Source organism: Pseudomonas sp. UBA2684 (assembly GCA_002354655.1).
Taxonomy (GTDB): Bacteria; Pseudomonadota; Gammaproteobacteria; order Pseudomonadales; family Pseudomonadaceae; genus Aquipseudomonas.
Genome location: DELY01000044.1, coordinates 172,900 through 194,736, shown reverse-complemented (window position 1 = coordinate 194,736; position 21,837 = coordinate 172,900). Strand labels below are relative to the sequence as shown.

Below are 21,837 nucleotides of genomic sequence, written 5' to 3'. Positions count from 1 at the left end.
GTTCAGAGCACACCGATGGCTTCGGTCAGCAGCCAGATGCCCACCACCAGCAACATCGCACCGACCGCCACGGTCAGGCCGAACTGGCCCCAGGTCGAGCGGCCAATGTGAATCTCCGCATAGCGGGTGTAGGCGTGGTAGCAGACGCCGACGAACATCGAGGCGACCACCAGCAGGGCGATCAGCATTACGATGTCGTAGCCGTAGTTCTGCAGCGTTTGCAGGATGCCCGTGCCGACCCCGCGCGACGGGTTCTCCAGGGTTGGCAAAGCGGCCTGGGCCGATGGCGACAGCACGCCGAACAGCGGCAGTGCCGCCAGGCCAGCGAAGGGACGGGAGAGAAGGGAGCGGGCGAGCGGCTTCATCAGGATGACCTCTTACGAAAGCAGGAATAAGGTCAGCACTAGGTAGAGCACGACGAAGCGCACTACGACGACCAGGAACTGACGGTGGGAAAGCTGTTCTTCGGCCCATCCGACGTAGGCGCTGCGTATCGCCCAGACGCCCCACAGGAGCAGCACGGCGAACACCGCACCGAGCAGTACGGTCGCCATTTCGGTCGGGGTGAGGCCGCTGTTGGCTTGGAACGCGGCGGTTTGGGCGGCGTTCATGGCGCGCCCTGCGCTTCGAGCGCGGCGGCTGGCTGGCGGTAGTCGCCGAGCAGCTCGGCAGGGTCGCGTGGCTGTGCACGCGAGGGCGTCAGGTAGTCGTGAATGCCGCCGCGCACGCGCTCAAGATCGGCGGCGAGACGGCCGTAGTCGAAGTAGTAGCGAGCACGTACGTCTGGCGGCTGGGCGGTCTGTTGCGCAACGAGGCGCTCGATGCTGTCGAGTTGGCGCAGCGCGGCGGCGAGGCGGGCGTGCTCGGGCGTGGCATCGTCGGCGCTGATGTGGCCGGCAAGACCCAGACCGAGCAGCAGCGCCGGGATCAGGCCGCTGGCGTGATGCCTGTTGGCGGGAGAGAGCAGTCGCTTGGACATGGGGCAATCCACGATTGGCGAGCAATGGCGCGATGCTCCTCAGCAATCGCGGGCGATGCTGCAATCAATGCGGGATTGGTCGTGATCGGCTTGTTAGCGACCCTGGCGCGGGTGGCTGAAACACGTCGACGTGCGAGGTTTCGGCGGCCAGCTTCTCGCATGTGCGACAGGCGCCCATCCCACGCATACCGTTCAGGCGATGGTAAGTGAGGAAAAAATCGGCATACTGGCCAGAAGTGAGGATTTTCCTTGTGGAGTGAGGAAAATCCTGGCTACCTGAACCGAAGAAAGGATTTTGTGATGAACGCCGCGGGCTACTCGCTTCTCATCCAGCAGCTGGGACTCACGGCGGTACCACTACGTCTGCCAGCTATTGTACAACCGGTCACGCGCATTGAGCTCATCGGGCACACCTTGGCCGTGCCGCCGGGTATCGCACCGGCGCCGGATGATCTGCTTGGCCACGTGTTGTTCGCCCTCAAGCACGAGGGACTCAACCTGGCGGTACTCGCCCAGGCGCTGCCGAGAATTCCGGCCGCAGCGTTCGAGCAGGCCTACCGGGCTGCGCCCAACGGGATCTATATCCGGAAGGCCTGTTACCTCAGGGAGGCCTTCACCGGTGAGCCCATCGCGCAGCATGCCCCGGTCCGGGTGCCGTACAGCCCGCTGTTTGATACGGAGCGTTACATCACGCGGCCGGGCGAGCGCAATGCGAAATGGCGCATCGAGTTCAACGGTCTGGGCGATCTCACCTACTGCGCTACGGTTGAGCGGATCCCGCTCATCACTGAGCTGCTGGCCCATGACATCCTCGGCAGGGCCAAAGCCTTCATCGAATCGCTGCCCCCGATCATGATGGACCGGGCGCTCAACTGGGCCTACCTGCACGAGACCAAGGATTCGTTCGCCATCGAGCGGGAGGCGCCGACGGAAGACAAATCTCGGCGTTTCATCCAGCTGCTGCGCCAGGCTCATGAGCGCCAACTGCTGACAGAGGACTATCTGGTGAGCCTGCAGAACGCGACGGTCTCGAACCCCCTCGATATGGCGGCAGCGTTTAGGCATGAGCAGAATCACCTCTCCGATGGTACCCAGGGGGCCGTCGGGGTGACGTATCTGCCGCCACCCCCGGAGCTCTGCCGGGAGCTGATGGAGAGCCTGATGGGTTTTGCCAATGAGGCCCCGACCCAGATCGATCCACTGGTGGCCGCCGGCATCATCTCGTTTGGCTTCGTGCTCATTCACCCCTTCATGGATGGCAACGGGCGTCTGTCTCGGTTCCTGATCCACCAAGCGCTATGCCGCGCCGGCGCGCTGGAAAATGGGTTGCTATTACCCGTTTCGGTGGCGATGAAACGCCAGGAACGCCAGTATCTGGAGACGCTCCAGTCCTTCTCTCGGCCAGTGCGTGATTTCTGGGACGTGCAGTGGATTGACTTCGGCCAATACGGTTTCGAGTTCCGAGGGGACGGCGCGGTGTATCGCTTCTGGGATGCGACTCCCTGCGTTGCCTTCACCCTGGAGATGGCCAGGTTGGCGCTTGAAGTCGAGCTGCACAAGGAAGCGGCCTTCCTGGCGTGCTACGACACGGTCTACCAGGCCGTGGACGAACGCTACGACCTGCGTGGGAGTGATCTCGCCAACCTGGTGATGATGTGCTTGTCGAATGATGGGATCGTTTCCAACAACCGGCGCAAGCAGTATCAGTACAGGGTTCCGGAAGAGGTCTTCGACTTCATCGAGCAGATGGCCCAACAGGTGCTGGCGGCGCAGCGGGCCGAAGCCGAAGACAAATAAGCGTCCGCTGCCGCGCAGCTAGAGGTACTTCTTGAAGCTTGCCGCAGTGATGTTCACCGCCAGGCCGAGCAGCGCCGCGCTCGGCAGCAGCACCAGTAGCGGATGCACGCTGACGGGCAGGGTGAGGTAGAGGATCCACGGCAGGACCGCCAGCGGCATCAGACTCGCTTTGGCACGGTGGTAGATGAACCCCGACTCGCGGCCCGCGCCGAACTTGCGAATATCGCGGCGCACCAGGCCATCGACCATGCCGACGAAGGCGGCCAGCAGAAACAGCGGCAGGGTAAGCACCAGGACCAGCAGCCGCACCATGAAGGTCAGTGTGGTGAACGCCGCGGCGATCAGGTAACGCTCGCTCCAGACGTAGACCTGGCTGATGTAGAAACGGATGTCTCGGGCATCGCCATGACTGGGTGCGCGGGAGCGCGCCGATGCTTGGCTCATCCAGTCGAGCAGGCCGGTCTTCACGAAGAGCCATTGGTAGGCCCCCTCGACCAGCTCGTGTGCGGTGCGCCCCGGCTCCTGTATCACCGCGCTGCGGGTGAAGTGCGTGGAAAGGTGGTTCAGCTCGTAGTCGAGCATGCCCTGGGCGTGACGCCAGCCCTGATCGGGCCACAACAGGTGCATGCCGATGCACTCGATGCTGATCGACAGCAGCAGCGAGCCGATCAGTACGCCGAGCATGCGCAGCGGCAGGGTGACGATGACAGCGAGCAAGCCTTGCTGGCGTGCCTGTTCGCGCTGGGTGGTGGCGGCTGGGTCCTTCATCGCCGTGCCTCGCGGTCGACAGCAGTGTCCGGGTCGGCCAGGTGGCGGAAGCCGTCGAGCAGGTCATCGGGCAGCGGCTGATCCTGCAGGCCTGGCAGGCCCTGGTTCTCCCACCAGTCGCCGGCCTCGGCATAGTGTTGGCGCATGTAGCCTGCGAGCTGTTGGAGATCCTCGGGCAGGGCTTCATCAGGATCGGGGGCCGGCAGCGGCATGCGGATTTTCCACAGCTGGCCGCCTTGCAGCAGGGCAAAGGCCTGACCCTTGGGTAAGCCGACCACGTGGGCGGGTTCGATCATCGGCACGCTGGCCGTGCTGATGCGATCCTGTGCGTTGGAGGTGAAGTCGGTCGGTCCTCGCACATCGGAGCTGTCGGTGGCGCCGCTGACCAGTGTCGTGGTGTAGACGTCCACTTTGGGCAGCTGGCGGGTGAGCAGTTCGGCGGTCGCGGTCTCACGCACCCTCAGCATGAACAGGTTGTTGAAGTTGCCGATTACCTGGCCCGCTTTCGCGCGGTTGCCGACACGCGCTTCAATGTCGCTGAGCGTCTGGGTATAGGCCGTGACCTGCAGCCCTGCCCCGCCGCCCTTGTTGACCAGCGGCACGAACTCATCGCCCATCAGCTCGTTGAACTCGTCCGCATGGACGTTGATCGGCACCCGGGCACCCGCCAGGGCGTCGGGCAGTCCATCATCAATGCCAAATTTATAAATATGCCCGGCGACCGACACCAGATCGGCAAACATCGAGTTGCCGACGGCGGCGGCGACCTCAGCATCCGACAGGGCATCGAGGCCGACATAGACCACCGCGCGTTTACGGACGATCTGCATCCAGTCGAAGATCGGCCGCGGATCGGCCAGGTCCGCGTAGTTTGGCGCGAGCAGTTGCGCGGTTTTGCCGGTGGTGAGCTTTTCCAGTAGCGGCAACAGGCTGGCGACGATCTTGTCGAAATAGGTCCGGTCGTAACGCACGGCACTGCGCAGGCCGTCGAGCACCGGGTCGTAGACGCGGACTTGCGACAGGTACTGCTCCAGCGCGACCACGCGCTTTTCCCGGCCTATCATGTTGCGCGGGATGTTCTTGTCGTTCAGCCGTCCTTCGAGCTGCACAATGATGTCCCAGGCCTTGGGTTCGTGCCTGGCGAAGTAATGCTGCGCGTACTCGATGAACAGCGCGTCGATATTGACGACGTGGCGCTGGATCAGCAGGTAGTCCGGGCGCTGGCCCAACTCGACCAGGGCGCGGGCGATGATGTTGACGAACCGCCAGGCGAACTCCCGAAACGCTGCGCTATTGCCCTCACCGGAAAGTTGCCCGGCGATGCGCGTGGCAACCTCCGAGATTCTCCCGAATCGGCCCACGGCGTTGTAGCGCGCGCTGAAATCCGGCCAGCCCAGGTGGAAGACATAGAACTCGCGTTCGCGCCCGGTGCGCTTGGCCTCCACGTACATGCGCTTGAGCAGGTCGGCATCGCCTTTGGGGTCGAACACGATCACCACCTCATGCTCTCCCGCATCGTTACGCCTCCGAATGTCCTGGGTCACGAACAGCTCGGCCAAGCGGGTCTTGCCGACCCGGGTCGCGCCCAGCACCAGCGAATGCCCGACCCGTTCGCCGAGCGGCAGGCTGACATCGATCTCGTTCGGCTCGATGCCGTGCAGCCGGGGCAGGCCGCCGACTGGCGGCAACGGGCGTACCGGGTTGAGCACGATGTCCCAGGCGGTGAGCTTGGCCAGCGTCGACAGCGGAAACGGCGCGAACTCCAGGCGTTCCTCCAGACGGCGCGCCAACTGGTAGGCGGGCGTGGGTTCGACGTAGCGGCGAAACTCCGGCCTGAAGGTCTGCGTCAGGCGATGCGTATGGCGTTGTTCCCAGCGAAATCCGCGGCCAATGAACAGCCGCTGCTGGCTGACCGGCACATCGCGACTGGTCATCACGTAGCGCGGCAGGCGGCGGATGTTGCGGCGGTAGTGCAGGATCACCAGCGCATCGCGCAGGCGGATCGCGCCGAAGGTGAGGAAGGCCAGTGCGCTGCCCAGGCCAATCGTTGGGTTCAGCGCCAGCGACCAGGGGGCCACCAGGGACAGCAGCGCGGCGGCGGCGCAGACTGCCACGGTGTACAGCTCCACCGCTGGCCGCAGCAGCACCTCGATCGCGTGGGACTGGGCCATGGCCGGCGCGTCACTGTTCGAGGCCGGTGGCCGTGATCAGCACCGGGTAGTGCCGCAAGCCGAGGCGCTCGGCGAGGTCGTCGCCGGCCACCGGAGATAGCGGCAGCTCCGGCACCAGGGCACGCAACCTGGCCAGGGATTCGGCCGAGCTGACGTTGACGATCAGGCCCACGGCGCCAAGCTCACGCAGGCGCGGCGCCCGCTGTTGCAGCCAGGCACGCGAGCGTTGGTCGTCGCCGACGAGAAAAAATGGCGGCAGCCCGGGGGCCTCAATCACCCGACGCGCCACAACACCGGGCGACAATCGTGTGGAGCGTACCGGAAGCATGCTGGCTTCGTTGACCACCCCAGCGGGTGGACGCGGCATCTCAAGCCGTGGCGCGCTCACTTCTGCGCGCGGCTGCAAGTTCAGGGCTTCGTAATACGGCAAGGCTGAGGCGCCGCCACGATCCTCGACGACGATCAGCGCATCGGCCTGAGCTAGCACTGGCAGCCACGGCAGAGAGAGGAAGGCGACGAGAACGGGCAGGGCGTTCATGGCAGGTTCCTTCGGGCGCTGATGGCCAGTCGGGGGGCGCCCAACACGCGGACCAGGTGCTGGCCGACGCTGAGGCGGTAGCGCGCAGCCGGCGCACCGCCAGCAGGGCGGTGGTAACGACCGATGGCGAGCAGCCAGTCCTCGCCTTCGACGTGCTGCTCGCGCAGGATCTCGGCGGCGATGGCCAGGTTGCGGTAGGGGTCGAGCAGGTCGCAGGGCTGGGCGTAGCGCTGCGGGTGGTAGCCGAGATTGATCTGGCCGAGTCCCGCGTCGATGCGCGTGGCCGGCGTGCGCCTAAGTGCCTGGCGCAGCCCGGCGCAGGCCTCGGCGCGGGTGGTGTAGCGCTGCGATGTGCCGGCGACGTTGAGTGTCCAAGGCCAGGGCACCAGACGGCCACCCACGCGGGTGCCGCTCTCCTGCAGCGCCACGGCGTACAAGACGGGCGAGGGAATGCCGGCGCGCTGCGCGGCGACCTGATAGGCCGGCGGGGGGATTTCCCCTGCCTGGACAGTGCCGGCCAGCACACAGGCCAGCAGTGCGAGCACGGTGCGGCCCGACATTACGGCTGCCGCTGCCATTGGCCGCCCACCTGACGCACGACCGCCGGCAGATCGCCTGGCAGCCCCAACGACACCCAGCGGCCCGCGTCGTGATTGAGCGTGACCTGACCGCTGCGCACCTTGGCCGGGTCGATGCCAATGCGCTGCGCCCAGGCGCGGATGCGCGCGTCATCGGCGCCGCTGTCGACGACGTAGATGTCGAACGCCCGACCGGCGGCCTGCAGCCGCAGCGCGGCTTGATCGCAGGTCGGGCAGGCGTCCTCGACGAACAGGGCGAGCCGTCCGCTTGCCGCTGGCAACATGGGCGAGAACGCCGGGCCGGCGTCGGGCAAGATGACGCGCGGCATATCGGCGTGGAGCCGCTGCCAGGCGCGGTCGTAAGCCCGCTGGTAGGCGAGCAGCTTTTCGACGCGCTGCGCTTCGGCCGCGACCTGCAACTCCGCGTAGCGCTGCCGTTCCTGATCGGAGCGCGCCTCGATACCCAGCGCAGTCAGCGGGTCGATGTGCGGCGAGTAGACGCCCAGCGGCCCCTGCATCAGGTCGCGGTAGCGCGTCCATTCCTCGACGCTCAGACCCCAGTCACGGGCCTGTTGCTTGGCGGGGCGTTCGATGGCCAACGGTCGCTCGCGGCTGGGCCTGTTGTCGCTGCTGAGGGTTGGCGTGCCCTGGGCAAGGCTACCGGTCAGTAGGAGGAGCAGGGCGGGAACGATACGGCGAGGCCTCATCTGCCCCTCCTACCGCGCCGGAATGGGCAGGCGACGGCTGTCGTCGCCGTGCCGGAACACGGCAGTGTTTTGTTCGATAGCCTCGAGGTGCCAGCCGGCCTCGGTCTCGCCGGGGCGCAGCAGGCGAACCTGCGCGAGCGCGTCGGAGGAAGCTGGCAAGATCGAGAGAAACTGCTCGCCGGCGCGCAGCTCGGCACCGATCACCCGGAATAAAGGCTCGGTGGCCTTCGGTTTGGCAGGTGCGGCGGCGCGTGGGCGAGGCGTCGTTGATGGTGCTGGGCGAGGTGCGCTGAGCCGCGCTTCCAACTGCTCGATGCGCGCTTGCAGCGGCAGCAGGTTGTCCGCTGCCGGGCGGCTACCGAGCGCCTCCTCGATCACGTTCAGCCGCTGCTCCAATACCTGACTTTCAGCCTCGTAGCGCGCCTGGGGCAGGGCGTCCGGTTGCTGCTGGGCGTGCTCGACCTGCTGAACCAGCTCGGCCAGGCGCTTTTCCAATACGGCGACCTGTGGGCTGGGTGCATGGGTTTCAACCTGTGCCGCCAGACCCGAGAGCGCAACGTGGTTGATCACGACGGCGCCACTGATGAGCAGCAGCCCGGTCACTGTGGCGGCGCACATCAGGGTGCCGTGCTGGCGGGTGGCACTGCCTGGCATCGTCGTCATGGCTGCGGCTCCCCGGCGGCACCCAGCAGGGGAGCGGTGGCCGGCGTCGATTCGGCAGGCGTTGTATTGGGTTGGCTGAAGCAGACGCGGCGCGTGCTGTGGTCGATGTGCAGCGTTCGCGCTGGCCCCGCCAGGGTCAGCAGGGCATCGCGCAGTTGCAGTGGGCCGAGGTGATAGTGCGCCGCCGGCAGCGGGAGGCTGCCCAACGTATCGGTGTCTCGTCCACTGCAGAGCTGATAGCCGGAGCGTTGCAATACATGCCGCAGCGCATCCCCGACGCTGGCATGCAGCGTGCCGGGAATGGACACGTCGACCACCTGCAACAGCAGATCCTGCTGGGTGGCCGTCGGCGTCAGCTCGACCAGGGTGTAGCGGCCGTAGCGAACGACCGGGACGTACTCCGGAGCCAGAGTCGGAGCCGCGACCTCGGCGGGAACGGGAGAAGGTGCTGGTGGCGTTACGCAACCGGCCGCCAATGCGGCCAGCAGCAGGCAACTGCGATAGGAACGGATGGCGTGCATGGCTCGGCTCTCGGCAAGGTCGAGCCGAGACCATCGCCCTACTACGTGCGCGAATCAGCAAACAATGGGATTGCTGTATTGCCGTTTTTTCAGAGCGGCCCAAAGCGGGCAGTTGATTCAGCGGCGATCAAAAAAACAGCAGATGAGCCCGAGGCCCTACGCATTGGGGGATTCGGATCTTATCGAAAGGGTTATGCACAGATTTTGTGGATAACTCGAAGCGGGCTTGTGGGGCTGGCCGCCGAGCACTGAATTTCGCTAGATTCTGGGCATCTGTGAACACGAACTGAAACCGCGGGCAAAATTGTTTCACGAGGCCTTATCACGAGGATCAAAGAGATTGGCTGATCAGCTCAAATTGCCGATACTGACAGTAAGCCGGTATCGATTTAGAGGGGCGGTCAGACCTGATGGCACGGAAGCGAAGAAACAAATCTGATATTTCCGGGGTGGCGATTCTGGGAGTCCTGTTCCTGGGAGCGATTGCCTCCATCCCCAAAGAAGCGTGGATTGCTCTTGCTGGAGTCGGGGTTATCGGCTTCGGTGTATGGTTGATCGTAAAGGCCAACAGCGACTCGTCCAGAACCCCTCCCCCTGTAACGCATCCACAGCACTGCCCTCCATCTTCGAGAAATCGGCATAGAGCGGTAGAGACTGACCCGAATCATGGCCTAGTGTTCTCTCTGGACGAGGTCGAGATCGAAGATCAGGCCTATACAGGCAGCCCTCAGGAACTGGCACCTGCTGCGGAGGAGAAAGTCAGGCGACGAGCGGACTCAGAATTTTTCACGGTTACCCTCGAGGTCTCGAAGCCATCCTCATATCGCCTGCCGAGTGCGCCTGTAACGCTGACGGATGAAAAGGTTCGCTGGATTCCGGCCAGTGAGTTCGTTGAAGTGGCTGGAGAAAAGATTCCCGGCGGCATGATCTATGTGGGGGCCGGGCGAACTGATCGTTATGCTCCACCCGAGCCATCTTTGATCAACCCCAAGCTCAAGGTTGCGCATGGTGTTGTCGACATCGCCGAGCGGCTGACTGGCTACTGGGCCAGTTACGACTCGATTTCCCCCGAGGCGCGTCGCGCCTACTTGCAATGGCTGTCCAGTGGGCGGAAAGCACCTCATGCCAATATCGGCTACGTATTCCTGTTTTTCTACGGTCTTGAGCGGCGAGTATTCGTTGATGCGAAGAGCGATCCCAATGCCGCTGCCGAAATCGCCGGCATCGTGTCGGAAGTCGAGCGACTTCTTGTCATCTATGGGGGAAGCGGGTCATTCAGCAACTACGCCGGTCGGTTTCTCGCGTTTCTGCGCATGGGTGAGACCCCGCCGAGACGTTACTTAGCACCACCTACGGACAACCAGGCCTACGGTTATGAAATGCCCATAGAGTTGCGTATTGGCCTGGGGCAACTAGCTACCGACAAGCAGCGTGTGCCTGCCGCATGGGCCTTGGCCTGGGCGCTGGCGGATCACAGTATTGGCAAACGGACGCCTGTTAGCCGTTGCCAGGACGCCTTCGCCACTTTGTTTAAGATCAAGTACGAGCAGTTTCATGGCGACGGTATGGTTCTGCCGCAGAATAAGACCAGGTTGAAGTTGCAGTACAATACCGCCTCGGCTGCCTTGCCGGTTCAAACGCTCGAGGGGTTGGGTGATATCCCCGACGTAACAGCAACTTCAGCACCCCGCAAAAAGCTGCAGCAGATAGTCGACGAATGCACGGCGGAGCTGGAGCCCTACAGCCGATATCTCGGTCGTAATCCCGATACCCCCGAGGCCTTGGAAGGCTTGCTGCAGCTTCCCATCATACTGTGGCCGGTGGTTGCGCGTGCCGAGTTGGATGCGCTGAAGCAGCGCATAGGCGACGGCATGGTGGTCATGAGTTTCGGCGAATTGGCGGGGCGACTGAAAAGTGCCGGAGCCCTTTCGCGGGACAAGGTGATCGCGCTGGCGCGCGCGTTGGAGTCATTGCATATCGGCATTGAGCCGGATGTATTAGCCGGCAGCAAAACACCTAAGGCGGAAGATACCGTAGTGCTATTTGCCACCCAAATCGAAGACGGGGATCTACGAGCATCTCCCACTTACAATGCCGCCTCGGTCACCTTGGATCTAGCCTGTGCCGTTGCGGCGGCGGATGGCGACACATCTCCAGAAGAGATCATGCTGCTGTCCCGTCACGTCGATTCCTGGAACCACTTGAGTGGGGCACATCGCAAGCGCCTGAAGGCCCATCTCCGTCTACAGCTCAATCAGCCGCCGACCTTGCAAAGCCTGAAGAAAAAGCTGGAGCCGTTGGCCAGTTCGGCGAAGAGAACCGTGGCGGCGCTCCTTGCCCACTTAGCTCAAGTGGATGGCGAGGTGAGCCCTGCGGAAGTGAAATTGCTTGAGCGTGTCTACAAGGTTCTGCAACTGGATTCCCAGCTCCTATACGGTGACCTTCATGTGGCAGCTAGTAGTACGTCGACGAGCACTGCTCCGACGGTTGCGTCGGTGCCAACTTCCTCGGCATCGCCAGCGTCGGTGACTGGCTTCGCGCTGGATCATGATCGGATTGTCCAACTGCAACGTGAAACCGAGCAGGTGTCGGCGTTGCTGGCCCAAGTTTTCGTGGATGAGCAAATCGTAGAGCCTGAGGAGCCCGATAACGGTGGCGCTTCGGATGACACCAGCAGCATCTGTGGGCTGGATGCTGATCATTCGGCCTTCCTCCGCTTGCTTGTCTCTCGGATGGAATGGTCGCGAGAGGAGTTGGAAGCGGTGGCCAGCGATATGGATCTCATGCTCGATGGCGCGCTTGAGCACATCAACGACATGGCCTTCGAGCATTTCGATATACCTATTACCGAAGGTGAAGATCCCCTCGAGATCAATCCTGACATTATGGGAAAACTACCGTTATGAGCAGCATCAGAGCTAAAGATCGCGATGCGGTTATTCAGTCCCTCCGTGCGGGAGTCGTCCCGCGGGCAGGGCAACATCTGATCCAGGTGGGTAGGGTTGGTGAGCTGGAGGCGCTCATTCGTGATGTCGAACGCTTGACCGAGAGCGGTTCAGCGTTTCGAGTCGTGATTGGTGAATACGGGGCGGGAAAGACCTTTTTCCTGAATCTTGTGCGCTCCATTGCGATGGAGCGCAAGCTCGTGACCATGCATGCGGATCTGAATCCCGATCGCCGGCTCCATGCCTCTGGTGGCCAGGCTCGCTCGCTTTATGCTGAGTTGGCGAAAAACATGTCCACGCGTACCAAGCCTGATGGCGGAGCCCTGCAGGGCATTGTCGAAAGGTTCATATCCCAAGCCAAGAGCGAGGCCAAGGCGTCCGGTAAGGACAGCGAGGCTGTGATACGCGAGCAATTGGGCCAATTGACCGAGATGGTCAACGGCTATGATTTCGCTGATGTGATCGCGGCCTATTGCAAGGGCTTCGAGGAGGGCAACGAACAGCTCAAGGCCGATGCCATCCGCTGGCTGAGAGGTGAGTTCACCACAAGAACCGAGGCGCGCGCTGCCTTGGGTGTACGCACAATCATCGACGATGCTTCCGTCTATGATCAGCTCAAGCTCCTGGCCCGGTTTGTCCGCTTGGCGGGCTTTGAGGGGTTGATGGTTTGCCTGGATGAGCTGGTCAATCTCTACAAGCTAGCCAATACCCAGGCGCGTAACGCCAATTACGAACAGATCCTGCGCATCCTCAACGACTCTTTGCAGGGTTCTGCCGAAGGCCTTGGATTTGTGCTCGGAGGCACCCCCGAATTCCTGATGGATACCCGCCGCGGCTTGTACAGCTATCCGGCTTTGCAGTCGCGTCTGGCGGAAAACAGTTTTGCCAAGTCTGGGTTGGTGGATCTGTCAGGACCAGTCATCCGCCTAGCGAGCCTGACACCCGAGGACTTCTATGTGCTTCTTCAGAAGCTGCGCCATGTCTACGCCTCGGGCGACAGCGCACGCTACCTCCTTCCTGACGAGGCGCTGCCTTTGTTCATGGCGCATTGCAACCAACGGTTGGGGGATGCCTATTTTCGTACACCCCGCACCACGATCACGGCATTCATCAACTTGCTGGCCGTGCTGGAGCAGAACCCGGGCGCGGACTGGAGACATTTGTTGGGGGCTGTGGAGCTGAGCCCGGATAGAGGTGGTGAAGCCGACACTCAAGTAGATGCCGACGATGAGCTCGCAACCTTCCAGCTCTGAGTCGGAGGGCTTCAGCCTTCTTGACTCCCGGATTCAGCGCTGGATCTGGATGGAAGGCTGGACCTCTCTACGAGATGCCCAAGAGCGGGCCATCCCCGCGCTGCTCAATGCTGATCAGGACGTCATCGTCGCCGCGGCGACGGCGGCGGGGAAAACCGAGGCCGCGTTCCTGCCCATTCTGACGAACCTGCTGAAGCAGCAGGAACCGCCAGGGTCAGTGCTTTACATCAGTCCGCTCAAGGCACTGATCAATGACCAGTGGGAGCGATTGAGCAAGCTATGCGACGAACTCGAGATTCCCGTCGTTGCCTGGCACGGCGATATCTCGTCGAGCCGCAAGCACCGCTTTCTAAAATCCCCTGAAGGCGTGCTGTTGATCACACCTGAGTCTCTTGAAGCGCTGTTCGTGAACCGGGGGACGAGTCTGCCCGGGATTTTCGCGAACCTGCGCTACCTCGTGATTGATGAGCTGCATGCCTTTATCGGCAGTGAGCGAGGCAAGCAACTGCAGTCCTTGATGCATCGGGTCGAGCAGGTGATCGGACGTCCTCTCCCGCGAGTAGGTTTGTCAGCGACACTGGGTGACATGATGCTGGCTGCTACCTTCTTGCGCCCAGCTTCCCCGAGCAAGGTGACGGTGATCGAATCGAAAGGTTCGGGGCAAATTCTGAAAGTTCAGATCAGAGGCTTTCAGGAGCCAGAGAAAGACGCACCCCAACAGCCCGAAGATAAGGAGAGCCTAGAAGACAACTCAGCCTCCGATCACGCAGTTTCCGAGCACCTCTTCCAGGTGCTGCGTGGAAGCAACAACTTGGTGTTCCCTAACAGCAGGACTCAGGTCGAATGGTTTGCCGATCAGCTACGGCGTCGCAGCGAGCAAGACGGTATACCTAATGAGTTCTGGCCGCATCATGGCAGCCTGTCGAAAGATATTAGGGAGGATACCGAGCGGGCCCTTAAAGCGGGGGACCGGCCGGCGACCGCGATCTGTACCACTACGCTGGAACTGGGCATCGACATTGGCAGCATCAAAACGGTTGTACAGATAGGGCCGCCGCCTTCAGTTGCCAGTTTACGCCAGCGTCTTGGCCGTTCTGGGCGTCGCCCAGGAGAGGCGGCCATTCTCCGCGGATACTGCAAGGAGCGTCGATTGACAGATGACTCTCCAATATCGGATCGCTTGCGCCAAGGATTGGTACAAAGCATCGCGATGATCCGGCTACTGATGAGGGGATGGTTTGAACCGCCAAGAGCGCAGGGGCTGCATTTGTCGACCTTGGTGCAACAATGCCTCTCGATGATTGCGCAGCAAGGTGGTGCCACTGCGGCTGAGTTGTGGGGAACGTTAGTACGTAACGGCCCTTTCTTGGCTGTCGAGCAGGGCAGCTTTCTGAATCTCCTGCGTGCTTTGGGTGAGCGAGATCTGATCATTCAGGAACCGGCCGGGCTTCTGCTGCCAGGTGAGTTGGGCGAGCAACTGATCAACCACTACGATTTCTACAGTGCATTCACAAGCAATGAAGAATTCCGAGTTGTTTGCGATGGAAGACCACTTGGGGCCTTACCTGTCTCGCGCCCACTGTGTGCTGAACAACGCATCATCTTCGCCGGGCGTCGTTGGCAGGTGATTAACGTTGATACGGAAGGCAAGGTGATTGTCGTCAAGCCCTCCCCAGGAGGAGCTCCCCCGGCTTTTGACGGTCTTGCTGCTCGAGTTCACGACAATGTTCGGCAAGAGATGAAAACCGTACTGCAGGAAGAGGAGGCTTATCCCTACCTCGATCCAGTGGCACAGAGTTTACTGGCGGAGGCGCGACAAGGCTTTGCTGATCTTAAGTTGAGCCATCAGAGCTTTATTGAGAGCGGAGGAAGAACCTGTCTTTTCACCTGGCAGGGCGATTGGACCAACGATGCCTTGGCCGTCCTTCTCGAGTACGTCGGCTTGCCCACTGAGAACTCAGGACTGGTCATTGAGGTGCAGGGTGGAGGGGCGTTGCTTGAAAGCAAGCTTCGAGAGGTCGCAGCTTTGAAGGAGCTCAAGGCGAGCACTGTCCTTCACAACGTTCAGAATATGATCAGGGAGAAATGGGACTGGGCGCTGCCTCCTGAGCTTCTTATGGAGTCGTTCGCCACGATGTATCTCGATCTGGAGAAAGCACAGCAAACCGCAGCTCATCTGATTGGACTTGAGCCCCCTGCTTCTCTTTCGTGATGCCATGTATTGCTAGATTGAAGACAGCGTCCTGCCGGGATTGGCCGCTCCTGGCCGATTCTGTTGAAAAAGTCGGTTTCGGTTTCCACGGCAGAAAAGTACGCGTCTGAGATTGTAATCCACTTACGAAGCACAGGCTTCGGCACTCAGATTTGACGTAGAGGCGTGCAAAAATGCGTTTTCACCCCTCAATGCATGGCTGGTCAAGCAGGGTCGACTTTTTCAACACAATCGGCCGGCGGCTGCCGATGGCGACAGGCAACAGCCAGCCAGGTGCAACATGAAACGAATTGGCAACGCTGCCGAAAAACAGCCTGCATGCTTAGGGCCTTTTCCTAGCTGTACTTTCTAAATAAATCCCTCCAGCCGCATACCGGGAATTGCAGATGGAATGCTTTAGAATCGACGAAAGCGGTTACACCGGCTTCGACCTGCTTAACCCCGAGCAGCGCTTCCAGGGGGCGGCGGCCATCGCCATCGACGATGACCAGGCCCGGCGCTTGATCCGGGAGCACTTTCCCAAGCTGCAGGCGGACGAGCTCAAGTATCGGGCTCTGGCGCGCCGCCCAGCCAACCACCCGCGCCTGTTGGCGCTACTGCGCGACCTGCTAACCCAGCACAAATGCGTGACCTACGTCTGCGACAAGCGCTTCCTTCTGCTGCTGATGTTCCTGGACTACGCGGTCGAGCCGTTCTACTACGAGCGCGGGATCGACTTCTATGAGGATGGGCAGAACTACTCGCTCGCATCGCTGCTGTACGTGACAGGGCCAACGCTCCTTGGGGAAAGCGCTCTTGACCGATTGCTGGCTTGTTTCCAACGTGCAGTAAAGGAGAAAAGCCCGGAGGCGCTTGCCGATCTGGTCGAGGCCGCTCGCGCCTCGCGCTGGCGGGAACTGCCAGAAGCACTGGGCCCCTTGGCGCAGTTTGCGGCGCCGGAATGCCTGCAAGCGATCGCCACCCCAGGTGTCACCACAGACGCCGCCCTCGTGGTACTGCAGTCGCTGATCAGCCGGATGGAAGCCATGGCCGACGGTCCCTATTGGGTCGAGCACGATCAGTCCAAGAACCTACTCACCTACCACGACTTACTACAGCGTTTTATTCACCACGAGGACGCGATCACGTTTCGCCAGTCGGAGATCGCGAGCATCACCTTTCCACTCAAGCTCCAGTCGGTGACACAGGTCGACTCCAAAACTAGTCCCGCGGTGCAACTGGCAGACGTAATGATCGGCGCGGCCATAGAGGCGGCGAGCACGCTCACGGGACAACGCGACGGGACGCTGGATGCCCAGAGGGTCTTGGCCCTCTATGCAGATCATCAGTTGATCCACATGCTGCCTTCGATCGATTTCGAGGAGCAGAAACGCTTCCGCCAGGGGACCCAGGCGGCGCAGACAATCGACTATTTCGCCCAGAACTTCCATAAGCCATGACGGCGGATGAAAGTAAAACTCGACCGCACGCCACGGAGCGAGAGGCCGATCATCACCGCCACGGACGCAGCCGAAAGCGTCTTTCTATCTAGAGGGTTGCATGGCAAGCATTCATTCGGAGTACCACCGCTTCCTTTTACACCTGGCGCAGCGAGAGGTGCATGACGACGTTCGCCGGCTCGCGCACTTGGTACTCAACTATTTGCAGCCACTTGCGGAGGTCGGCGCCGCGCGCCGCGGACGGTCAACGCGCCTCGCGCCGCTGGCCGTGGCGCATCTGGCGCAGATGTCTGTCGCGTACGACGGGGATGCTCACGGGCCTGAAGCCGGGCCAGCGCTCGGGCGCCTGCACCAGTTTGAAGTGGGGCCATTTCGCGGGTTCATGCGGCAGGAAACATTCGACCTCAGCCATGACATCACCCTGGTCTACGGTGCCAACGGTACCGGCAAGAGCAGTTTCTGCGAGGCGCTGGAAGTGGCGATGCTCGGCTCCATCAGCGAAGCGCAGGTTAAGAGGGTGGACCAGCGTACCTACTGCAACAACGCCCGCCTGCGGCGCCATGTCGCTCCAGTGCTGTCGGCTAGGGGAGCAGACGAAGTCGAGGTCGTGCAGCCAGACGAATCCGAGTACCGCTTCTGCTTCATCGAAAAGAACCGCCTTGACGACTTCGCTCGCATCGCAGCACGGACCCCCGGCGATCAGCGACAGCTCATCGCAACCTTGTTCGGCGTAGATCAGTTCAGCGAGTTCGTGCGCGGCTTCAATCCGTCGCTCGATCAGGACCTTATGCTTGTCGGGGCCCAGGCGTCTCAACTGGCGCAGCGCCGCCTGCAGCTGGCGAGCTCGGAACAGACGATCACTGCCTACCCGCAAAAAATCGCAGGGGTCGAGGGTCTAGAGCACGCTCTAGCGCAGCGCATGTCGCCTGGTGCGACGTACCAAGTTTGCGTCGACTGGCTGCTCGGCACTCCGCAGCAACAAGGACGACTGCCGTATGTGCAAGCCCAGCTCGATGCGGTTCCGCCTGCCATCCACGAGGTGACCAAAGCCCAGCTGCAGGCACTGCTGGCAGAGGCCTACCGCCTTCAGGGCCTGTGGCAGGAATCGTCCGGGCAGCTCGCGAGCCGCGCCGGCGAAGTGTCGTATTCCAAGCTCTACGAGGCGGTGCTGGCCTTAGCCGACGGGGCAACGGCTTGTCCTGCCTGCGGGACAGGGCTGGCCGCTGTGGCACAAGACCCTTTCGCCAAAGCGCGCGCAGGCCTGGAGCAACTTGCACAACTGGCCGCCCTTCAGCAGCACGAAGCCAGCCTTCGGACGCAGTTGAGCGAGGCAGTGCGAGCACTTTGGGACGAGATGCGTCACGTGGTCGCGGTTGCTGCGAACATATGTCCTGCGGAACTACGGGCGGCGGGCCTGCCTGTGCTGCCTCCCACCGCTGCAGGCAACTGGCTGGGTGCCTGGATTGATGGTGAGTGGCGCGCCTGGAACGCTCTGCTGCAGATCGCCGAAATCATCGAACGCATCGACGCGCAAGCTCGCGAAGTGCATGACCAACGCGGCACACTGACCCAGGAGCGGGACAGGCTGGACCAGCATCGGCTGGAGATCGAACGACTGCGAACGATGCGCACGACGGCGGATCAGGAACTGGCCGCAGCCCGCCAGACAGCGGCACTGTTCGACGAGGTAAATCGCGAACTGATCCAAGCCGTCGCGGCAGAAGTGCCGGTAGTGGAGCACCATCAGCGGATCAAGGCCGCCTACGACAGTTTTCTGCCAGAGATCCAGGACTACCTGGCCGCGCTGCCGGGCGCACTGCTCCAAGGCCTGGGAGAACAGGCCCGCAATCTGTACAACGCATTCAATCGCGGTGATCCGCCCGGCGACCTGTTGCATGCGCTGTGGCTTCCGGTGGCAGAGAACGGCAAGATCGAAGTAGAGTTCGCCGGAGAACCGGGCGTGCGCTATGACGCACTGATCGTCTTCAGCGAAGGACATATCAAGTGCCTGGGCCTGGCGATTCTTTTGGCCAAGAACATTGCACAGGGCTGCCCTGTGGTCATCTTCGATGACGTAGTTAACGCGATCGACGATGACCACCGCGATGGCATCTGGCGCACCTTCTTCGAGGACGGCCTGCTGGACGGCAAGCAGGTCATCCTGACCTCGCACGCCGAGGAGTTCCTGCATCGCATCCAGCAGGAGCTGGGGGCGCGGCGCTCCACGGCCATCAAGCGCTACAAGTTCTTGCCGCATCACGGCGAGCACGAGCTGCGCGTCGACAGCGACCCGCCGACAAAGAATTACGTTCTGCTGGCCCAGCAGGCATTGGCAGATGACGAAAAGCGCGGAGCGCTGCGTCAAGCGCGACCCGCGCTGGAGAGCCTGACAGATCGCATCTGGACTTGGTTGGGTCGGCGCACCGACGGTCGCATCGAGCTCAAGCTCGGAGGACCGCGCTCGCCGTGGGAATTGAACAACAAATGCAGCAAGCTGCGGTCGGCTGTTGGCCGCATCGCAGGTCAGTATGCCGGCGCCACGGATGTCGTTGCCGCACTGGATCGCCTACTCGGTGTCGGTGCGGGAAGCATCGAGTGGAGTTATCTCAACAGTGGTGTGCACGACTCGCAGCGCGACCACGAATTCGACCGTGCCACCGTACGGACAATTGTCGAATCTGTCACGGCGTTGGACGCAGCACTGGAGGCGCTAAGCAATCGCTGATTGGATGGCCTCACTACACCTGGCGCGAAAAGTACTTTGGAGTATGCAACTCTAATCCTAGCCAGTTGAGAAACGTTGCGGATACTTGCTTTGATCGAGGTCTAGCTTCCCTCGCCGAGCGGCTGCTTCTGGCCGATACGCCAGGAGCGGCGTGCGGCTTTCGCATCGATGTAGCGGATGACGAACTCCCCGTCGTACTTGCCTTCGGGGTACTGCTCCAACTCCGCATCCTTGACGGCAAACTTGCCGATGGGCGTGACCAGGCGGCCGACGTTGAACGGCCCGTTGCGACCGTGGATGGTGCGCAGCGTGAGCTGGCCGGGTACGACGATGGATGATGCAGGTAGCGGCTGGGCGGCTGAAGCGGCCATGGCGGATCTCCTTGCGGTGAGGGTGAGAATGCTGGGCATCCATTGGATGAGAAAAGAGCGGACCACGCCCAGGGGCGTAGTCCACGTGGCCTCAGGCCTTCAGCTGTTGCATACCTTCGGCGAGCATCCACAGTGCGCGGTTGAGCCGCACGTTCTGATCGATGCCCTGGACCGGCCGGGTACTCTGGCGACGGCCACGAGCGTTGCGTCCATTCAAACCGCCTTTGACGAGGTTCTCCTGAATGCGATTGAAGGTGGACCACAGGTCGCTGCCCCGGTCATCGACGCGCCGGGGCATCAGCACCTGCGCCTCGGTGATCGGCACTACCTGGTTGGGCGTGTCGTACTTGAGCGCCAGTGCAGAGCGGGCCAACACTATCTGCTCGCCCTCGTCCAGGGTGATCAGGCGCATCGCATCACGAGACGCCTGCACCTGCTCGAAGCCGTGTAGGACCTCGTAGGCACCTTCGATCACGTGCTCGGCGACATTGCCTTTGTGATGCGCACGGACATCGGCGAGGGTGTTACCGCAGACCAAACCGTTGTGGCAGACAAACCTGAACATGCCGGCGAGCATCTGGTAACTGCTGGTGCCGTCGTGCGAGTTGAGTAGGATGATTTCATTCGCTTCGTTGCCGTTGATCTGGCTGGCATGGCGAAGGCGGATCATGTGCTTGGTGAATTCGCGGCGGTCCTCGTGGCGCACGCGGGTCTGGCACACCATGAACGGCTGGAAACCTTCTCCGCGCAGTTCGGCGAGCACCGAGGCGGTGGGGATGTAGCTGTAGCGCTCGGACCGGCTTTCATGCGGGGAATCCGCAAAGATCGACGGTGCCACGGCGCGGATCTGGTCATCGGACAGCGGATGATCGGCGCGCAGGATTGGCGAGCGGGGAGCAAAACGAGAGGCGAGTTGCATGGTCGTTCTCCTTGAGAATGGCGGCAATCGCATGCGCGGCTGGAAGGCCGGCAGCTGTGATTGCATGGGATGAAGAAAGCCCCGGAGGGGGCGATGACGGGAGGTGGTGCGTATGCCGCCGACACCGAGGTGTCGCGGCATGGAGGCGAGGGAGGAAGGGCAGGGCCTGGGATAGGCCCTGCGGATCAGAACGAAGCCACCCGCGCGGGCTCCTCGACAGGGGCCTGAGTGGTGGCGGTGGGTTGTGGGCCACCGTTGTCGTCCTCGGCGTGAACCGTCTCATCGGATGCGGGAGCGTCTTCGTGAGCGGGCGCTTCGGATTCCGGCGGATAGACCTGTACCCCATCGACTTTGATCAGGCCGATGCGCATCAGCTTCGACTTCAGGCTGCCGCCCACTTCTCCGGCGTGTTCGCCTTTGCTGCGGACGTAGGCCTCGGACTTCATGTCGTTGAGCGTGAAGGCCAGCAGCACCTTCTTCTTCGCTTCAACGGCCTGAATGCAGCGCTGCACCAGGTGCTGGGCGCTGTCGTCGGCGACGGTGGTCTCGATATAGCGATACTCGGGATCGTCGACCGGGCCGGCCAAGGCTGCGATGGAGCACGACAGGAATGGATCACCGCCGTTCGGGATCATCCTGGGATTGTTCAAGTAGCCGATACCGCGGGTTAGCAGCTCGTGATACTCGACTTCGTCGAGAGTATTGCGGTCCAGCAACTCGGCCTTGAGTAGCCGGGCCTTCATGCTGGCAGCCGGATCACCCGAGGGACGACGGAATGGATCGATCCACAGGTCGCCGAGACGGAAGCGAACCAACGGACGTTGCTGGGGATCATCGATGCCGATGTAGGGCTGGACGAGTTGCTTGGCTTCGGCGCCGGAAACCCGCACGTCGAAGTAGCGCCGGGTCGGGTTATGTGCAGGCCCGACGAGCGCTGCCATGGTGCATGCGAGAAACGGAGTGGCTTTGCGGCCACCCTTTACCGGTACTTCGCGGACACGCTGGATGTAGCCGATGCCCGAGGTATGGATGTCGAAGTACGACTTCGGGTTGGAAGTAGTGCTGCTCATGGTGAATCTCCTGACTTGTGAACAAGAACACGGAGACACACCGACCCTGAGCGGGGAGGTGCGTAACCCCGCGGTGGGTTGAGGAACATCTGCATCCGCTACCGGCAAGCCGGTAGTCGTTCGCGCGAGGGATGCGGTGCGAACGGGCTCGGTCACACGGAGGAAACCGCGGGCAGCCTTG

At 62.0% G+C, this 21,837-nt stretch carries 18 protein-coding genes and 1 pseudogene; 6 read left to right on the top strand and 13 right to left on the bottom strand.

Annotated features, from left to right (window positions below):
• Positions 1-2: 2 nt before the first annotated feature.
• Genes B3M58_RS15460 through B3M58_RS15450 form a run of 3 tightly spaced genes read right to left on the bottom strand, consistent with a single transcriptional unit; the run spans position 3 to position 979 of the window.
• Positions 3-365: a TIGR03745 family integrating conjugative element membrane protein gene (locus tag B3M58_RS15460; protein ID WP_296220403.1), complete on the bottom strand. Its 363-nt coding sequence runs from the start codon at positions 363-365 to the stop codon at positions 3-5.
• A 12-nt stretch (positions 366-377) separates the two neighbouring features.
• Positions 378-611: a TIGR03758 family integrating conjugative element protein gene (locus B3M58_RS15455; RefSeq protein WP_296220401.1), complete on the bottom strand. Its 234-nt coding sequence runs from the start codon at positions 609-611 to the stop codon at positions 378-380.
• Complete coding sequence (locus tag B3M58_RS15450) at positions 608-979, bottom strand: RAQPRD family integrative conjugative element protein (protein WP_296220399.1); 372 nt, start codon at positions 977-979, stop codon at positions 608-610. The genes B3M58_RS15455 and B3M58_RS15450 overlap by 4 nt, the downstream gene beginning before the upstream one ends.
• Before the next feature lie 300 nt (positions 980-1,279).
• Between B3M58_RS15450 and B3M58_RS15445 the strand changes: the two genes are divergently transcribed.
• Positions 1,280-2,776 carry a Fic family protein gene (locus tag B3M58_RS15445; protein WP_296220397.1) on the top strand — a complete coding sequence of 499 codons (1,497 nt, stop codon included), beginning with the start codon at positions 1,280-1,282 and terminating at the stop codon, positions 2,774-2,776.
• Between the two features lie 18 nt (positions 2,777-2,794).
• Here B3M58_RS15445 and B3M58_RS15440 read toward each other — a convergent pair whose 3' ends face one another.
• From B3M58_RS15440 to B3M58_RS15410, 7 genes are read right to left on the bottom strand one after another with little or no spacing between them, the layout of a single operon-like run.
• A complete protein-coding gene (locus B3M58_RS15440; RefSeq protein ID WP_296220395.1) occupies positions 2,795-3,544 on the bottom strand; it encodes a TIGR03747 family integrating conjugative element membrane protein in 750 nt (249 codons plus the stop codon).
• Positions 3,541-5,715, bottom strand: coding sequence for a type IV conjugative transfer system coupling protein TraD (gene traD, locus B3M58_RS15435; RefSeq protein WP_296220393.1), 2,175 nt, complete (start codon positions 5,713-5,715; stop codon positions 3,541-3,543). Before traD ends, B3M58_RS15440 begins: the two co-directional genes overlap by 4 nt.
• A gap of 10 nt (positions 5,716-5,725) precedes the next feature.
• Positions 5,726-6,253, bottom strand: a complete 528-nt coding sequence (locus tag B3M58_RS15430; protein WP_296220391.1) for an integrating conjugative element protein — start codon at positions 6,251-6,253, stop codon at positions 5,726-5,728.
• A complete protein-coding gene (locus B3M58_RS15425; protein ID WP_296220389.1) occupies positions 6,250-6,813 on the bottom strand; it encodes a transglycosylase SLT domain-containing protein in 564 nt (187 codons plus the stop codon). Before B3M58_RS15425 ends, B3M58_RS15430 begins: the two co-directional genes overlap by 4 nt.
• A complete protein-coding gene (locus B3M58_RS15420) occupies positions 6,813-7,538 on the bottom strand; it encodes a TIGR03759 family integrating conjugative element protein (RefSeq protein WP_296220387.1) in 726 nt (241 codons plus the stop codon). The genes B3M58_RS15425 and B3M58_RS15420 overlap by 1 nt, the downstream gene beginning before the upstream one ends.
• A gap of 9 nt (positions 7,539-7,547) precedes the next feature.
• On the bottom strand, positions 7,548-8,201 hold the full coding sequence (locus tag B3M58_RS15415; RefSeq protein WP_296220385.1) for a hypothetical protein: 654 nt from the start codon (positions 8,199-8,201) through the stop codon (positions 7,548-7,550).
• A complete protein-coding gene (locus B3M58_RS15410; RefSeq protein WP_296220383.1) occupies positions 8,198-8,722 on the bottom strand; it encodes a PilL N-terminal domain-containing protein in 525 nt (174 codons plus the stop codon). The genes B3M58_RS15415 and B3M58_RS15410 overlap by 4 nt, the downstream gene beginning before the upstream one ends.
• Before the next feature lie 410 nt (positions 8,723-9,132).
• Between B3M58_RS15410 and B3M58_RS15405 the strand changes: the two genes are divergently transcribed.
• The 5 genes from B3M58_RS15405 (at position 9,133) to B3M58_RS15385 (ending at position 19,296) form a co-directional block, all read left to right on the top strand.
• On the top strand, positions 9,133-11,628 hold the full coding sequence (locus B3M58_RS15405; RefSeq protein WP_296220381.1) for a TerB N-terminal domain-containing protein: 2,496 nt from the start codon (positions 9,133-9,135) through the stop codon (positions 11,626-11,628).
• Positions 11,625-12,920 (top strand): ATP-binding protein, encoded by a 1,296-nt coding sequence (locus B3M58_RS15400; protein WP_296220379.1) that lies wholly within the window; start codon positions 11,625-11,627, stop codon positions 12,918-12,920. The genes B3M58_RS15405 and B3M58_RS15400 overlap by 4 nt, the downstream gene beginning before the upstream one ends.
• Positions 12,895-15,132, top strand: coding sequence for a DEAD/DEAH box helicase (locus B3M58_RS15395; RefSeq protein WP_296220377.1), 2,238 nt, complete (start codon positions 12,895-12,897; stop codon positions 15,130-15,132). Before B3M58_RS15400 ends, B3M58_RS15395 begins: the two co-directional genes overlap by 26 nt.
• 386 nt (positions 15,133-15,518) lie before the next feature.
• The gene (locus B3M58_RS15390; protein WP_296220375.1) at positions 15,519-16,571 is read left to right on the top strand and encodes a DUF3800 domain-containing protein; all 1,053 of its coding nucleotides are present in this window, start codon (positions 15,519-15,521) and stop codon (positions 16,569-16,571) included.
• 100 nt (positions 16,572-16,671) lie between these two features.
• A complete protein-coding gene (locus tag B3M58_RS15385) occupies positions 16,672-19,296 on the top strand; it encodes an AAA family ATPase (protein WP_296220373.1) in 2,625 nt (874 codons plus the stop codon).
• 155 nt (positions 19,297-19,451) lie between these two features.
• Here the strand turns inward: B3M58_RS15385 and B3M58_RS15380 are convergent.
• From B3M58_RS15380 to B3M58_RS15370, 3 genes and pseudogenes are all read right to left on the bottom strand, one after another.
• Positions 19,452-19,667: pseudogene (locus tag B3M58_RS15380) on the bottom strand (DUF3275 family protein); the annotation flags it as partial.
• A gap of 91 nt (positions 19,668-19,758) precedes the next feature.
• Entirely contained in the window at positions 19,759-20,586 is an 828-nt protein-coding gene (locus B3M58_RS15375) for a DUF932 domain-containing protein (protein WP_296220371.1), read from the bottom strand.
• A 185-nt stretch (positions 20,587-20,771) separates the two neighbouring features.
• On the bottom strand, positions 20,772-21,656 hold the full coding sequence (locus B3M58_RS15370) for a DUF3577 domain-containing protein (protein ID WP_296220369.1): 885 nt from the start codon (positions 21,654-21,656) through the stop codon (positions 20,772-20,774).
• Positions 21,657-21,837 lie beyond the last annotated feature (181 nt).